Consider the following 15,525-nt stretch of genomic DNA (forward strand, 5'->3'; position numbering starts at 1 on the left):
TCCATCAGGTTTTTAAAAGATATTTCCGTCAATATTTTTGAGTTATAAAATCCAGCGGAAAAATACGTAGAGTGTAAACGACAGAAAAATAGAAACTGGCAATGTCAAAACCCACGCAAGCAAAATATTCCGAACGGTTTTGGCTTGTAGGTTTTTGATTCCTTTGCTGGCCACCATCGTGCCCGCAATCCCCGACGAGAGCATGTGGGTAGTGCTCACGGGAAGTCCCAACCCAGAAGCCAAGCCTATGGTACTGGCAGCTACCAGCTCTGCCGATGCTCCCTGCGCATAGGTAAGATGCGACTTACCTATTTTTTCGCCCACGGTCACAACAATACGTTTCCAACCCACCATCGTACCCAAACCCAACGAAAGTGAAATCATCAGAACGACCCAAAAAGGTGCATAATCAGTATATCGCCGCAGGCCTTTTTTATCATCCGTATTTTCTTTGATGGACGCTTTATCCTGCTCACTAAGGTTAGCCGAAGCACTTTCTGTCAGTTTTTTCAAATTACTGTTAATCACCAATATGTCGCGGCGCGCATTCAGGCGCTCATCCTGCCGTATTTTCCCTTCTGTGGTGTGTGCCACTAAGGTATTAAGGTCATTGCTGCTACTTCTGATTTTTGAGAGTTGTTTTTTTTCTTCGATTCCCAGTAATGTAGTATCAATTTTCGCCAGCGTTTGTTCGATAGTCACCAAGTTTTGCTTCAGTGACTTAGGATCTACTTCATTGTTAAGCGCAAAATACGTGGGTACAATACCAATCAAAATTAGCATGACCAACCCCACCCCTTTCTGACCGTCGTTGTTACCATGGAAAAAACTTACCCCTGTACATGTTACAATCAGCACAATCCGAATCCACAACGGCGGCTTTTGGTTCTTTTTTGGTTCACTAAATACTTGTTCACGGGCTTCTTTGCTCAGGGCACGCCGCAATACAAACATGAGAATAACGGCCAAACTAAACCCAACCAGCGGCGATAACAATAGAGACCCAAAAATTTCGGTGGCTTTGCCCCAGTTTACTCCTGCCCCGTCGGTGGCTTCGGGCATCACCGAAAACGCCAAACCTACCCCCAAAATAGAGCCAATCAACGTGTGAGAACTAGAAGAAGGCAATCCGAAATACCAAGTCCCAAAATTCCAGATGATGGCGCTCAATAACAACGCAAGCACCATAGCGATACTGTGATATACATTTTGGTCAATGAGCAACTCAACGGGCAAAAGGTTCACAATTCCCATTGCCACGGCAATCCCTCCCAAGATAACCCCCAAAAAATTACAGAAACCCGACCAGATAACGGCGGTGGTGGGTTTGAGGGAATTGGTGTAAATAACGGTGGCGACGGCGTTGGCGGTATCGTGAAAACCATTAACAAATTCAAAAGCGCAGGCGCATAAAATGCAAATACAGAGAAGAATAAAAATGTCTGTTTCTAAGCCAAACATGGGGAGTTCGTAGTTTATCGTTTATAGTTCACTTTTGCCTTCTTTTTGATACCTTAAAGGCCTACACCTATGTAAACTATCTACTTATGTATTTATTAAGCTAGGTTTTGAAGGCAAAGGTAAAGTAAACTTTTGAGGCGTATGTTAAGAAATTGTTAACACCATCTTTCAAAAACAAAGGTTATCTTAGTTGAAAGGCGATGACTCTGGTCGGTCGGCCCGTCTTAACTTCTTGCGCCAATCCAATTGATATTTCAATTTGATTTCCCCTTTTTCGTCCAAAGCCCTAATGACTAAATTATTTCCATTTAAGTTATGCATTATGGTATCATCGTTGCTCCGTTTCAGGTTGCTTAGCGGTACCTGCACCAACAAATCTGTTTTATCTCTAAAACTGTAGGTGCCTCCCACAAAAAAGGTAAGTACGCTGGATTCCACTTTCATTTGCTCCATGTTTAGCTCTTGCCCCTGAAGAATAAACTGGTTTTTAATGTTCTCAAAACGCACATTCTCAAAATCTCTTTTTCTGAAAAAGATTCGTTGAATCCGTTGAATCGGCTCAAAATGATTCAATTCACCATTGGAAAGCTCAAATGAAAGGCGCCCTTTCATGCTCGCGGGCACAAACTTAAATGAAGTCGTCAGTTGACTGCTATAAGTGAAATCAGTGCTGATTTTGCCACTGAGATTACGGTCCGAAATAGTGGTCTGGCCAAAATTTTCAAACGCATAAAAAACCTTTTGGACGTCGGCATGATTTACATTTCCCCGCGCATAAAGACGGTGCACTGGACGGTCAAAATCCTCAATTCCTCCAGTGACTTGAAAATCACCTCCAAAGGCATGCATTTTTACGTTTTCGCATTTTACTGATTTCTCACTGAAATAGATGTGCCCCTTTACATTTGTAGCTTCAAATTTACGATAATGCACTTTTTTAGCCATCACCACCGCCTTCAATTCAAGCTGTGACGCGATTTTGGCAATTAATTTGGTAAAAAGTTTATTGTTTTTTCTGGAAATCGTTTTGTTATAGTCCCTAATCCAATCCAAGCCCAAATCTGGCGTAAACAGAGCTATGTATCCATTGACTTTATCGGACGAATTGAACGCATAAGGCAACAGCCCCGTCACTTTGCCACTTATTCGAATTTTGTTACGTCGGTGGTTAAAATGCAGGTAGGACAAATCGACCATTTTTTCATTGAATCGGATAGAACTGTACATACGTGTAAAATTCATTCGCTGGGGGAAATACGTAAAAGCCGCATTTTCAAGTTTGGCATTCCCGTCCAACTTCCCGTTCAATTCATTGGTTTTTTCGTTAAAAATAGGGTTCATTTTGCCCGTATAACAATAGCTAATAAGCGCTTTTCCTGAGTTTAATCTAAAGTAAGTTTCGTCAAATAATGAATTTAATTGAGGCAAATCTGCTTTGAAGTTACCTTCCATGGATAGAAAGGGCGTCTCAAAATCAGTGACCGTAAAAAATGTATTCAGCGGGATATTCCCATACAACTGGCCCGTTACATGCTTGGCAATCAGGCGGGAGTTTTGGTCACTTGCCGGCAGCGCAGGGTTGGCCTGATTGGTAAAATGCGCCGTTGCTACTACGTTTAGGATAGCGCCCATCGGGCTTTCATAATTAAATGTTTTGGTCTGGAAATCAATTGACACCATCGGGTTTTCCCGTTGAAACAAGGGTGCATCCAACCGAACGGTAGCAGTTACGACGGGCAAAATATTAAACCGACTGATTGTATCGGCTAGCCGTTTAGGGATAATCGCCAGGGCCCGTGTCGCGTGAATCGTATCGGTCTTAATTTCAAGGTGAGCGTGGCCCTGAGGCGCAAAATCAAAGCTGCCTTTCAACTCAAACGTATCGTCATAGACTTTGACTTTGGAAGGAAAAATGCGCAAAAAGGACGTTTGAGAGCTGAACGTCATGTTCATATCCAATTCGGTGGGTTTATGGCTCAGAAACGCACCCCGTTTTTTATTGAACGCCATTTCATCAAAATAGACTTTCCCTTTCAACTCCAGTTCCCAAAGCGTATCCCTCCGGTTGACGTAATTGGTCAAATCTTCTGCTTTTAAGGCAATGTGTTGGTCTTTGCGGATATTTTCCAAAGAGAATAACACGTTTTTGAAACACACATCCTTTAAATTTCCAATCACTTTATTGAGAGATGCAGGGTCTGTTTTTTTGGCAACAGACAAGCTATCTCGTGGACGAAAAACGCTGAGGTTACTGTATCCTTCTTTATCGACAAGAATATTGATTTTACCTTCTTTCAAACAAACTGATTTAATCTGAAATTCTTTTTTAAACAGACTTTTCATATCTACTTGAATCGTAAATTGCTGAATAAAAAGAAGTTCTGTACGATGGCTGGTATAAGCCGTATCTTGTAAATGAACGTCAAAAAGTGAGAAAGAAAAGCCAATGCCGTTAGCAAAAGGAGTAAAACCAAAATCACGAGCCGTCAGCCGACCATTAATATTTTGATTTGCCTCTTTTAGAATGTACTGAAAAGCATCATCACGGTATTGGTAGGCCCAAGTCAACAGACCTCCCACTAGAACCGCTAACGCGCCAATTAGGGAAAGGATTATTTGAGTTGTTTTGGAAAAAGACATACTTGAAATCGAAAAATAGCAAACTATTAAACGAAAATTAAAAATATTGAGACAGAGCACTTTACAAACTAAAAATGGTCACTTTGTGCCAAATTCATTTTTACATAAAAGTAATACTACAATATACATTACTTTTATTACATAAAATATCATACCAACACGATGCAATATAGAAGATTTGGAAGAACTGATTGGCAGGTAAGCGAAATCGGCTACGGAATGTGGGGACTGGCAGGGTGGACTGGCTCCGAAGAAAATGAGTACAATGAGGCGTTGAATCGCTCTGTCGAACTAGGCTGTAACTTCTTTGACACCGCTTGGGGATACGGTGCCGGGCAAAGCGAACGAACCCTCGGCGAACTAGTAAAACGTCACCCAGATCAACGCCTGTACTTGGCTACCAAAATCCCACCCAAAAACTTTAAATGGCCATCCAAAGCGGAATATCCGCTGGAAGAATGCTTTCCAGCCTCACATATTATTGAGTATACCGAAAAAAGCCTTCGGAATCTCGGCGTCGAAACCATTGATTTACAACAGTTTCACGTATGGGAAGACCATTGGGCGCAGCACGAAGAATGGCAAAAAGCGATTGAGCAACTCACCCGCGACGGAAAAGTACTGCACTGGGGCATCAGCGTAAATCGCTGGGAACCCGATAATGTACTGAACACGCTCAAAACAGGGCTTATTTCGTCGGTGCAAGTCATTTATAATATTTTTGACCAAGCGCCAGAAGACAATCTATTTCCGTTATGCCGCGAGTTGGACGTGGCCGTGATTGCCCGCGTGCCATTTGATGAAGGTACGCTCACTGGAACAATGACCAAAGAAACCACGTTCCCATCGAACGATTGGCGGGCCACGTATTTTGTACCCGAAAATCTCAATTCTAGCGTTGACCACGCCGAGGCGCTACGTCCGCTAATTCCATCTGGCATGACCATGCCAGAAATGGCGCTGCGGTTTATTTTAAGTAATCCCGACGTGGCAACCACCATTCCAGGAATGCGCAAACTCCGTAACGTAGAAGCCAATATGGCCTCTTCTGACGGGACGGAATTAGAGGCAAAATTGTTGGAAAACCTCAAAAGCCACCGCTGGGATCGCGTACCGACTAGCTGGAGTCAATAGAAGCATAACCATAAAAAATGCCGAAGGAGTTATTTATGCCTTCGGCATTTTATTTTCAAAACCGCGCTTCTTCCCGACTCGAATCTAAGTCTTTCAGATAGCGCTTATATACCGCCACTTTCTTTTGAATCCTTTCTTCTTTGGCATTCAGCTCCTCGATTCGTTTAATGACGGCCTCATAAAATTCCGTCAAATGATCCCGAAGACTGTTTCGGTGTTCGCATCTGGCAAAGGAGCCCGCGTACCTTGTTGCTGAATCTGTGGTTATGGTATGAAGGTACTGTAGCTCCAAATCATCAACTTGATGGGCTATTACCAAAAGCCTATCAGAGGTAGGCATAAAGGGCACCAAATTGGTAATGGTCTTGATAATGTGCCTTACAACGATGTAATCCTCTCTTCCCCAAAAATAAATTTGATCGAAGGCCAAATCCACGAGTTGTTCGAAATTAAATTCCCGAATAAAAATATTCTTTTCGGCCAACAGTTTTGCTTCTTTCGAGACCGTTTCGCTCAACGCCGCTTTTTCGATGATTGTTCCTAGATAATCAAGGCAGTTTAGGGCAGTAGTTGGGTCATTGACGGCTGGTGAGATGGCTTTAATGGCTATATCGACCAATTGCCTGATTCCGAAGGGAATATCTTGTTTATAACTGCGAAATTTATCTACCACAAAACAAGCCGCCATTTCTTCTTCTAAGTCCTTAAAAAGGTTTTTTTTCTCAGAAGGGCACTTTATTTCGGCTAAAATTCCTCCCTGAATCACAAAACTGCCAATATGCGGACGCACCTCCATTTTGATATGACGGTCATCGGGAAAAATTTGGGCTAACTTTTGATACCGCAAAGAATCCAAGTACCCGCTGATGGGTGACCTAATCCGAATCACCGTTTCTGTTTCAGGCAGGGGCGGCAGTGCATCGTACAATTCGTCGATTTCTCGAACGGTTCGAAGGGCAATGTTATGCGTAATACTGGATGCGTTGATGTTGCCAATAATATGGTGAATGAATAACGGGAACACCATTATAATCAGGTAAAAGCTACCTACAATCCCGAATTTGGGATAAATCAAGGCCGCATCTGACCACCCAAAATATTGTAAACCCATCAAGTACGCTACACACGCCAGAAATGACCACAGAAAAAAGCGGCTGAATTGATCATATTCAAAAAAAGACCGTATGATACGCGGTGAAAACTGAACCGAAGCCAATTGCAGTGCCACAAATACAAACGAGAAAGTAGTCACTACAATTGTGGTTAAAATGCCAGCCAGAGCCGTCAAAAACCCATCTAAAAGCACTCCCACCTCCCCCGGTCGCCAAGCGTGGAGACCAAGCGTCAAAAAAGCAGTAATCAGGTAAGAAGTCAAAACCAACCACAGCCAATTTGACTTGATTCGTTCATGAAATTGATAAATGCGGCGAAAAAACATACGATTAAGAAAAACAACAACTCCAAGGTTGAAGCGTACGACAAAATGAAATCGGGTCAAAATTAGGCGATTATCAGCATTTTCCTAATTCACTTTTTACCTTTCCAACTTATCAGAAATACCCCCACAAGCACCAGCAATGTTCCGAAAATCTGAAGGGCTGTAATTTGTTCATCTAAAATAGTGGTAGCCAGAAAAATTGTAAAAATGGGGCCAATGCTGGCAATAATAGACGCATTTCCTGCCCCTACCCGCTTGATTCCCTCCGCCAACGCAAACGTGGGCAGTACCGTAACCACGATGGCCATCGTGATTCCAATCCAATAGACCTGCGGCGGATAGTGCCAAATATCGAGGCCGTTGACAGCATAACAATGTAAAATGGTAGGAATGGTGGCGGCAATCATGGCGTAGCTCGTAAATTTCTGTGAGCCTACTTTTGGAATAATTTTATCGCCCCCCACCAAATAAAAGGCGTATACCAACCCGCTCAACGTAACCCAAAAAGCACCTAAAATGAGGTTTTTCTGCTGCCCTGGCTCAATGTTTTGCAGGAATGCCAACAAAATCCCAAAGTAGGTTAAGCCCAAGGCCACCATTTGCAATTTGGTTACACGTTTTTTTCTAAAAATGGCGTTAATAACCAATACAAACGTAGGATACGTAAACAAGAGGATTCGTTCTAACCCCGCACTGATGTAATTAAACGCCAAAAAATTAAAATAACTTGAAAAATAATACCCCGTAATTCCTAAACCTGCCACCCACAACCAATCTTTTAGGGTAAACCGAATATTGGTTTCTTGGGCGGTAAGGCGAAAGGCAAAAAACGCATAAATAGGGAACGAAAGCCCCATCCTGAGTGTCAAAAGTGAAATGGTATCTATCTCATAACGATACGCCAATTTGATAAATATTCCTTTGAGTGCAAAGCAAAAAGCCGCTACAAAAACCATTGCGGCCCCCAACCAATAGTATGTTTTAGACATATTGACTAAACTGAAAAACCTTTACCTTTGGTTCTTGCTTTTCAAAAAAATCAGGCATGAATACTCATTCCAAAATCACTTCAACTCATCAACGCTAATGCAATCCGTCTACATTGTTTCGGCCGTTAGAACACCTATTGGTAGCTTCGGTGGCACATTATCAAGTCTTTCAGCTACGAATTTAGGCGCGGCAGCCATTCGCGGCGCGCTGTCTTCGCTTTCCCTCGACCCACAACTGGTAGAAGCCGTTTACATGGGCAACGTGGTATCCGCCAATCTTGGGCAGGCTCCCGCGCGTCAAGCGGCTATTTTAGGAGGCCTCAGCAAATACGCTACCTGCACAACCGTGAATAAAGTATGCGCTTCTGGCATGAAGTCCGTGATGATGGGCGCACAGGATATTTTCCTAGGTCAAGCCGACGTGGTGGTTGCAGGTGGTATGGAAAGCATGTCAAACGCTCCTTTTTATCTCGACAAAGCCCGTTTTGGCGGCTATGGCTACGGCAACGGCACTTTTATTGATGGACTGGCCAAGGATGGTTTGGTTGATGCTTACGGCGGCATGGCCATGGGTGTATGCGCCGACGCTACCGCCGTCAAATACGGTTTCACGCGAGAGGAGCAGGATGCCTTTAGCATCGCTTCCTATCAACGCAGCGCTGAAGCATGGCAGGCGGGCTACTTTGATAAAGAAGTGATTTCGGTCGAAGTCCCTCAGCGCAAAGGGGATGCCATCGTTGTGGAACAAGATGAAGAATACAAAAACGTTAAATTCGATAAAATTCCGACGCTACGGCCCGCTTTCAATAAAGACGGCACCGTAACGGCGGCGAATTCTTCCACCATCAACGACGGTGCGGCTGCCCTGGTCTTGATGAGCGAGCGAAAAGTAAAAGAATTGGGCATTACTCCTTTGGCCCGCATTGTTTCCTTTGCCGATGCCGAGCATGAGCCAGAATGGTTTACAACTGCTCCCACGGTGGCGGCTCCCAAAGCCCTCAAAAGAGCGGGCCTTACTACCGATCAAATTGATTATTTTGAAGTAAATGAGGCATTTGCGGTAGTGACAATGGCATTTATGAAAGAAATGGGCATCGCGCATGAAAAAACCAACGTGTTTGGTGGCGCAGTATCGTTAGGCCATCCCCTAGGGTGCTCGGGAGCGCGTATTGTGGTCACCCTGCAAAATGTATTGAATCAAAAAGGCGGCAAATACGGCCTTGCCGCTATTTGTAACGGCGGCGGCGGCGCATCTGCGATTATTATTGAAAAATTGAATTAAGACATTGGATGCTGAATTTGGGAAATTTAATCTCATTTTCAGCATCTTACTATTTTACAGGTGAAAAATCGTTATTTTCTCATTTACAAGCCGTTTGGTATGCTTTCCCAGTTTTCGCGAGAAGGCGACAAAGCTACATTGGCGGATCTTCCCTTTGATTTTTCCAAAGATGTGTACCCCGTCGGTCGGCTAGATGCCGATAGTGAAGGTCTGCTTCTATTAACAAACGATACTTTTCTCAACAACCGTTTGCTAAATCCAAAATTCAAACATCAGCGTACCTATTTTGTGCAGGTAGACGGACAAATTACAGACACCGCCCTTGGGGAGCTTCAAAAAGGGGTAAAAATTTCGATAGACGGCAATCCGCACCAAACGCTTCCCGCAAAGGTTGAATTATTGGTCAACGAACCGCCCCTACCGCCGCGCACTCCACCGATTAGAGTCCGCCAAAGCATTCCGACAAGTTGGATAGCACTTACGCTTCATGAAGGAAAAAACCGCCAAGTTAGGCGGATGACCGCAGCCGTGGGGTTTCCTACGCTACGCCTAGTCCGTTGGGCCATTGAAGATATTAAGCTGGGCACAATACAGCCCGCCGAAGTAGTTGAAGTAGAGAAGGAATGGTTGTTTAAAAAGTTAAAAATCAACAAATAACAACCACTCCATTGTCTTATATTATCTTAAACGCTTGCAATTGTTGCTCCATTTCCTGTTGCATTCGCTTTGCCTCTTCACCTGCCTTTTGGGCAAAATCAATCCCTGAAGACGCATAAATAATGCTCCGCGAAGCATTGACCAATAATCCACATTCTTTAGTCATGCCGTATTTACATACTTCTTCCAAGCTGCCACCCTGCGCACCTACGCCTGGAATCAACAGAAAATGCTCAGGCGCAAGCTTACGGATTTGTTGCAACATGGGTGCCTGCGTAGCCCCCACAACATACATAAGGCGGTCATTGCCCCCCCACTGTTGAGATACCCGAATGACCCGCTCAAACAAATATTCGTTTTCGTTATCCAGCACAACCTGACTGTTGGAAAGCCCAAAATCATCGTCGTCGTTACGGGAAAGCTTGGGGTTCATCATCATGGTTTGAAAATCAACGCTGCCTTCGTTGGAAGTCAAGGCCAACAAAATCACCCACTTATCTTTAAATTCCAAAAAAGGAATGACCGAATCTCGCCCCATATAAGGTGCTACCGTGATACTATCAAACGACATTCCCGAAGAACCTTTATCAAAAAACGCCTGAGCGTAGAGAGAAGAAGTATTGCCGATATCACCACGTTTGGCGTCGGCAATGGTAAAACAATCCTTGGGTATGTACCCTAACGTACGCTGCAAACTATTCCAACCTCGGGGCCCAAGGGCTTCATAAAAAGCAATGTTGGGTTTATAGGCTACGGCATAAGGGGCTGTGGCGTCGATGAGCCGTTTGTTAAACTCAAAAATGGCATCTGGCTCACGGAGAATATGCTTAGGGAGTTTTTTTAAATCAGGATCAAGGCCAACACAGAGGAATGATTTTTTTCGTTTTATCTGTTCAATCAGTTGAGTACGATTCATGATTAGAGGGTTTCGAGAGATTGTAAATGAGCAATATCGTTTTCTTTTTGTAGAGAAAAACTTTTTGAATTGTAATCGTAATGCAACAGATATAAGCCCAAATTAGTGTGTAGAAACTCATCCATCAAGTGCAAAGGCCGATTAAAAATAGTGGCTAAAAGTACCCTCATTGCCCGGCCATGCATGGCCACCAACACCGTTTTTTCTTCGGGGCGCGCCAGAATCAAGTCAATGACTGGCAACTGCCTTTTTTGAACATCTTCTGGACTTTCTCCTCCTTCGGCCTGTAAATCAGTTTTTCCCTGCTGCCAACTGGTCACCAGCCAACGATAATAGTCGTTGTCCATGCTGTTGGGCGTACGTCCCTCTCTAACTCCCCAACTAATCTCATTAAGTCCCTCATACGCCTCATGCGGCAGACCCTTATCCAAAAAACCGCGTACACTTTGTACCGTCCTGATCAACTTTGACGTGTATACTTTATCAAATGTGATGTCTTTATATACCTCAAAAAACGCTTTTGCTTGTGCCTCACCAAGTTCGTTGAGATGGGCATCAATGCCGCTTCCTTGTACAACACCGCGACGATTATAATCTGTTTCGCCGTGGCGAATCAAATAAATAGTTTTAGAAGACAATTTGTGGGTAATTTTAAGTTTAGTGTATGTTTGGCCGTTCTTTGTAGTTTTGTGCAGAAAGAAAATGTTAGTCAACTTTCTAAAATCAAACAACCCGACCCCGACTTAAATTCTGTTTACAAAAATACCCCTTTTCCTGATGTTCAACAAAAATATTGCACTCGAACAACTTCAACAATGGAACAAAAACACCATTGGCGACCATTTAGGAATCGAATACCTTGAAATCGGAGAGGATTATCTAGTGGCGCGAATGCCCGTTGACCACCGTACGCATCAACCATTTGGTATACTGCACGGGGGAGCATCTGTTGTTTTGGCCGAAACCCTTGGCAGCCTCTCATCATTCCTACTCCTGCCCGATACTACCAAACAGCAGGCCGTAGGCCTTGACATTAATGCCAATCATATTCGAGCGGTAAAAAGTGGGTGGGTATACGGAAAATCCACCCCTCTTCACGTTGGTCGAACGACGCACGTCTGGGAAATCCGGATTACGAACGAAGAAAACAAACTGGTTTGTATCAGCCGTTTAACAATGGCTATTATCAACCTATAAAACAACAAAACGCCTCTCTCTAAAGATAGAAAGAGGCGTTTTGGCAGTGTTTTTTCTTACAGAACGATTACTGAGTTCTCTTCGTAAGATACTCCGCTTGGGATATATTTGTCAGCGGCTTCGTCGTTGGTCCAGGTAGCGCCGTCGATCAAATAACGGAAAGCGTATTCTTTTCCAGCTTCCAATTCGAGCGTTGCTTTATATGAACCATCTTTCTGTTTCTTCAATTTAGTAGCGGCTTCGGCAGCCCAGTCATTAAACTCGCCTACTACTGCTACATCTTTAGCATCTGCCACTACATCAGCAGACAGAGAGAACGTTACTTTGCAGACAGGTTTGCTTTTCAAAAATTGCTTTGCAATAGCCATAGTGTTTTTGTTGGTTTTGGTTTGCAGCACAAAGGTATAAAATAAATACAATTAAAGTCAATGAATACCAATTAGTTACCTATCAATATTCTTCTAAAAGTACATTTAAAAACTTCATCATTACAATTAACCCCCAAAAAAACCATTTTATCTAACCCCTTCAAAATCAATTTTCTTCCGAAATCTGCGCATTTACCTGCTGAACCCGTTGGTTCATGATTGTTGCTATACTATAAGCACGGTACTTGGCTTCGGCAGCAATGTCACCTTCAAACAGGGCATCCACGTTTTCAAAAAACAAATGAAGCCAACGATCAAAGTGCGCTGGCGTAAGTGTATGCTTGGTGGTCAGGCGAAAATGAGGGGGCATAGGACGGCCCATATAATTGGCCGTTCCCAGCAAAATTCCTTCCCAAAAATCATACATTTTTGGTAGATGCAACTCCCAATCTATGTGTGCAACCTCCTCAAAAATATACCCAAGCTCAGCATCCTGACGAATTTTTTGGTAAAACTGATTAACCATCAGCTCTACATCTTCACGGGTTTCCAATAGTTTTGGCATGGTATAAAAACAAATGTCCGGCAAGATAGGTGCCGGACTTGGTTGAATGTAATGACAAAAATCATGTAAAAATGCCTAATCATTCAAAAAACTGCTGCAACTGTTTGGCTTCCACGGCTCCCACCATTCTATTTTGCAATTGCAGATGTTGGTCAAAAAATACCGTGGTAGGATATGTCAACCGACCTTTATCGGTTCCCAGCAGTTCCGCCAATTCATGCACCCCCGTATTGACGCCTGTAGGTTTAAATTTATACTTTTTGTTTAAAAACAGAATTGTACGGGCATCTTCGGCATTAAGGTCTAAACAGTAAAATTGGGAGTTTAACACCTTCACAAGCTCGGGTTCGGTAAATGTTTTCAATTCCATCATTTTGCAATATTTACACCAATCTGTATGGATAAAAATCAGCAAAGGACGGCGCTCTTTACGCAAGCTATCATTTAGATGCTCGAATGACGTCCATTGTAGAGTTTGGGCTTCTACCTGAGTGGTATAAAGCCCAAACCAAGCAAAAATCAGGAGGAGAATGCCTTTTTTCATTTGAATAAGTTATATCTAATTCCCAAAAATGTACGAATACCTTGGTTGGGTGCATACACGTACGAGGGGTCAAACGTCAACGCATTGGGGTTATTGGGCGTCGGAATCACCTGCCCGTCGGCACCAAAAGTCACCTGTTTATCAAAAGGGTCAAAGGCCCGGGCAATGGCATCGCGTGTTGGGGTAAAGTTGAGCAGGTTCTTTACACCTCCATAGATTTCCAGCCCGTTGTTAAATTTCTTGGTCAATTGAATATTCTGTAAGCTCCACCAAGGCGAATACGCTGGGCGTGGGTCCATCGGCCCTAAAATGGGCAACTTCATCGGGCCATAGAGATTTCCAGTATAATCAATCGACAAGCCGATGCGCTGGAAAGAGTACGAAACAGACCAAACACCCGTAAATTTCTCCGTCAGCAATTGCGTCATTTTTACCAACTCCCCACTTCCATCATCCTCTCGTTGGAATACATCCATGGCCGTAGCGCCTGCCATGGCTTTCAGACCGTTAGCAAAAGAAAAATCCACATTTAGCGAAATCCCACGCGATACGGCGTTACCCGCTAAATTACTGTAAATGATTTTGTTAGGATCGGTCAAGTAATCAGGAATGATACGGTTATTGAAATAGGTATAAAATGCCGTGGCGTCCAAACCAATGAAGCTTCCGTTTGTCAGGAAGAATTTGCGTACGTAGTTCACATTACCATTCCACGAACGTTCGGGCTTCAATTCTTCCGTAAATACCACCTGCCGCGCTCCCGTCAGGGCAGCGTGGTCTTCGGTAAATACATTGGCTACGCGGTAGCCATTGCCAAAACTCGCCCGCAATACATTTTTTTTGTCCGTGGAGGTCCATTTGTAGTTTAAACGGGGCGTCAGAATACTTCCGTGAATGGAGTTGTAGTCATAGCGAAGTCCTAACAACAATTTGTTATTGGCATTCAGGGAAATTTCATCTTGAGCAAATATTCCGGGGAGTTTCACAACAGAAGGCGCATTCCGACCATCAATTGCGGTGGCAGGAGTATTATCGTCGTAATGTGTGTAGCGAAGAGCAGTGCCAATCAGCAAATCGTGATTTTCTCCCGCTTTCTTATCCCACGTTAACTGTCCGAAAGCAATCGTTTGCAAGGCGTTAAAGGGAGTAGTACCGTAGTATGAATCCTGATTGTGGCCGTTGGCCGAAAATTGAAACGTGATTTTCTCTTTGATAGGCAATTGATACGCTCCTATCACCTCCCATCGTTTGGTTTGAATCGTTTCAGCATACACTTCATTACTTCCTCGGTATTTGGGTGTCCATTGGGTTTGACCTCCCCAACGGTCTTCGTACACGTAGCGGGCACCTACCGTAAACAAACGATTGTCTTTGCGTTCAACACTAAATTTATTGAATAATGAAATACGATTTTGAAGGGTAATATCCGTAAATCCGTCTCCGTTTTTATCAGTGGGCTGCTGAAAATTAAAGTAGTTTAGACCAAACAATGATTGGACTTTTTCACCTAACCGGTATTTTACGCCTAAATCAGTATTAAACTCAGACCATGAAGTTCCCATGACATCAGCCGATACCAAAGGAGCTGACGATGGTTTTTTAGTGATAACATTAATCAGACCACCTACCGCTTCAGAGCCATAAAGCGTTGATGCAGGACCTTTTACAATTTCTACCCGCTCGATAAGCGCACTCGGAATTCCGCTCAAACCATACACCGTTGACAAGCCCGAAACGATGGGCATTCCGTCAATCATAATCATGGTGTAAGGCCCTTCCAAGCCATTGATGTGGATATCGCCCGTGTTGCAAACGTTACAGTTCAACTGTGGGCGAATCCCGTTGATGTTTTGCAGTGATTCAAATAAGTTTGGAACTGGATTCCGCTTAAAAAAAACAGGCGTGTAAATTTCAACGGGAACGGGACTGTCAAGCTTTGATACTTCTTTCATGGTTCCTGTAACCACTACCTCACTGAGCGAATTTTCCAATTCTTCGGTTTGCAGGGTAAGTTCCTGAAAAAACTTCGCTTCCGAAATCGTCACCGCCTTGGTGATGTTGCGGTATCCGATAGAAGATATAACCAACTGATACGTTCCGTATTTTACATTTTTAAGTTCAAAAACCCCTAATTCATTGGTGGTAGTACCATATGGTGTACCCTTAAGGGCTGCCGTAGCAAACTCAAGTGGTTTTCCTTTTACGGTCACAGTACCTCTAATACTTCCTGTTTGGGCATACGCAGAAAGTTGTACTAGCACAAATGCCAGCAATGTATATAGTTTCTTCATTGAGAATCAGCGTAAATAAATAATGATGCAATACATCCACACC

Annotated in this window: 14 protein-coding genes; 4 read left to right on the top strand and 10 right to left on the bottom strand. The window is 43.5% G+C overall.

The window, feature by feature from the left end:
* Positions 1-42: 42 nt before the first annotated feature.
* Positions 43-1,461, bottom strand: a complete 1,419-nt coding sequence (locus tag DR864_RS17070) for an inorganic phosphate transporter (protein WP_114068119.1) — start codon at positions 1,459-1,461, stop codon at positions 43-45.
* A gap of 186 nt (positions 1,462-1,647) precedes the next feature.
* Entirely contained in the window at positions 1,648-4,101 is a 2,454-nt protein-coding gene (locus DR864_RS17075) for an AsmA-like C-terminal region-containing protein (RefSeq protein ID WP_114068120.1), read from the bottom strand.
* Between the two features lie 162 nt (positions 4,102-4,263).
* Here DR864_RS17075 and DR864_RS17080 point away from each other — a divergent pair, with 162 nt between their 5' ends.
* Positions 4,264-5,235 (top strand): aldo/keto reductase, encoded by a 972-nt coding sequence (locus DR864_RS17080; RefSeq protein WP_114068121.1) that lies wholly within the window; start codon positions 4,264-4,266, stop codon positions 5,233-5,235.
* Positions 5,236-5,290: 55 nt separating this feature from the next.
* On the opposite strand, the gene DR864_RS17085 is transcribed toward DR864_RS17080, so the two are convergent.
* Both DR864_RS17085 and DR864_RS17090 read right to left on the bottom strand, forming a co-directional pair.
* The gene (locus DR864_RS17085; protein WP_114068122.1) at positions 5,291-6,673 is read right to left on the bottom strand and encodes a DUF2254 domain-containing protein; all 1,383 of its coding nucleotides are present in this window, start codon (positions 6,671-6,673) and stop codon (positions 5,291-5,293) included.
* Positions 6,674-6,762: 89 nt separating this feature from the next.
* Complete coding sequence (locus DR864_RS17090) at positions 6,763-7,662, bottom strand: DMT family transporter (RefSeq protein ID WP_114068123.1); 900 nt, start codon at positions 7,660-7,662, stop codon at positions 6,763-6,765.
* Between the two features lie 97 nt (positions 7,663-7,759).
* Here DR864_RS17090 and DR864_RS17095 point away from each other — a divergent pair, with 97 nt between their 5' ends.
* Entirely contained in the window at positions 7,760-8,944 is a 1,185-nt protein-coding gene (locus tag DR864_RS17095) for a thiolase family protein (protein ID WP_114070335.1), read from the top strand.
* A gap of 99 nt (positions 8,945-9,043) precedes the next feature.
* The gene (locus DR864_RS17100) at positions 9,044-9,601 is read left to right on the top strand and encodes a pseudouridine synthase (protein ID WP_114070336.1); all 558 of its coding nucleotides are present in this window, start codon (positions 9,044-9,046) and stop codon (positions 9,599-9,601) included.
* 16 nt (positions 9,602-9,617) lie between these two features.
* On the opposite strand, the gene pyrF is transcribed toward DR864_RS17100, so the two are convergent.
* Complete coding sequence (gene pyrF / locus DR864_RS17105) at positions 9,618-10,517, bottom strand: orotidine-5'-phosphate decarboxylase (RefSeq protein WP_114068124.1); 900 nt, start codon at positions 10,515-10,517, stop codon at positions 9,618-9,620.
* 2 nt (positions 10,518-10,519) lie between these two features.
* Positions 10,520-11,155: a histidine phosphatase family protein gene (locus DR864_RS17110; protein WP_114070337.1), complete on the bottom strand. Its 636-nt coding sequence runs from the start codon at positions 11,153-11,155 to the stop codon at positions 10,520-10,522.
* 139 nt (positions 11,156-11,294) lie between these two features.
* On the opposite strand from DR864_RS17110, the gene DR864_RS17115 reads away from it, so the two are divergent.
* Positions 11,295-11,714, top strand: coding sequence for a hotdog fold thioesterase (locus DR864_RS17115; RefSeq protein ID WP_114068125.1), 420 nt, complete (start codon positions 11,295-11,297; stop codon positions 11,712-11,714).
* Between the two features lie 56 nt (positions 11,715-11,770).
* Here the strand turns inward: DR864_RS17115 and DR864_RS17120 are convergent, their stop codons facing one another.
* The 4 genes from DR864_RS17120 to DR864_RS17135 all read right to left on the bottom strand — a co-directional run bounded on the left by DR864_RS17120 (position 11,771) and on the right by DR864_RS17135 (position 15,482).
* On the bottom strand, positions 11,771-12,082 hold the full coding sequence (locus tag DR864_RS17120; protein WP_114070338.1) for an isoamylase early set domain-containing protein: 312 nt from the start codon (positions 12,080-12,082) through the stop codon (positions 11,771-11,773).
* Between the two features lie 166 nt (positions 12,083-12,248).
* Positions 12,249-12,647, bottom strand: coding sequence for a group III truncated hemoglobin (locus DR864_RS17125; RefSeq protein ID WP_114068126.1), 399 nt, complete (start codon positions 12,645-12,647; stop codon positions 12,249-12,251).
* 79 nt (positions 12,648-12,726) lie between these two features.
* Positions 12,727-13,191: a thioredoxin family protein gene (locus tag DR864_RS17130; RefSeq protein WP_114068127.1), complete on the bottom strand. Its 465-nt coding sequence runs from the start codon at positions 13,189-13,191 to the stop codon at positions 12,727-12,729.
* Positions 13,188-15,482 carry a TonB-dependent receptor gene (locus DR864_RS17135; RefSeq protein WP_114068128.1) on the bottom strand — a complete coding sequence of 765 codons (2,295 nt, stop codon included), beginning with the start codon at positions 15,480-15,482 and terminating at the stop codon, positions 13,188-13,190. Before DR864_RS17135 ends, DR864_RS17130 begins: the two co-directional genes overlap by 4 nt.
* Positions 15,483-15,525: the final 43 nt, after the last annotated feature.

Source organism: Runella rosea (assembly GCF_003325355.1).
GTDB lineage: Bacteria > Bacteroidota > Bacteroidia > Cytophagales > Spirosomataceae > Runella > Runella rosea.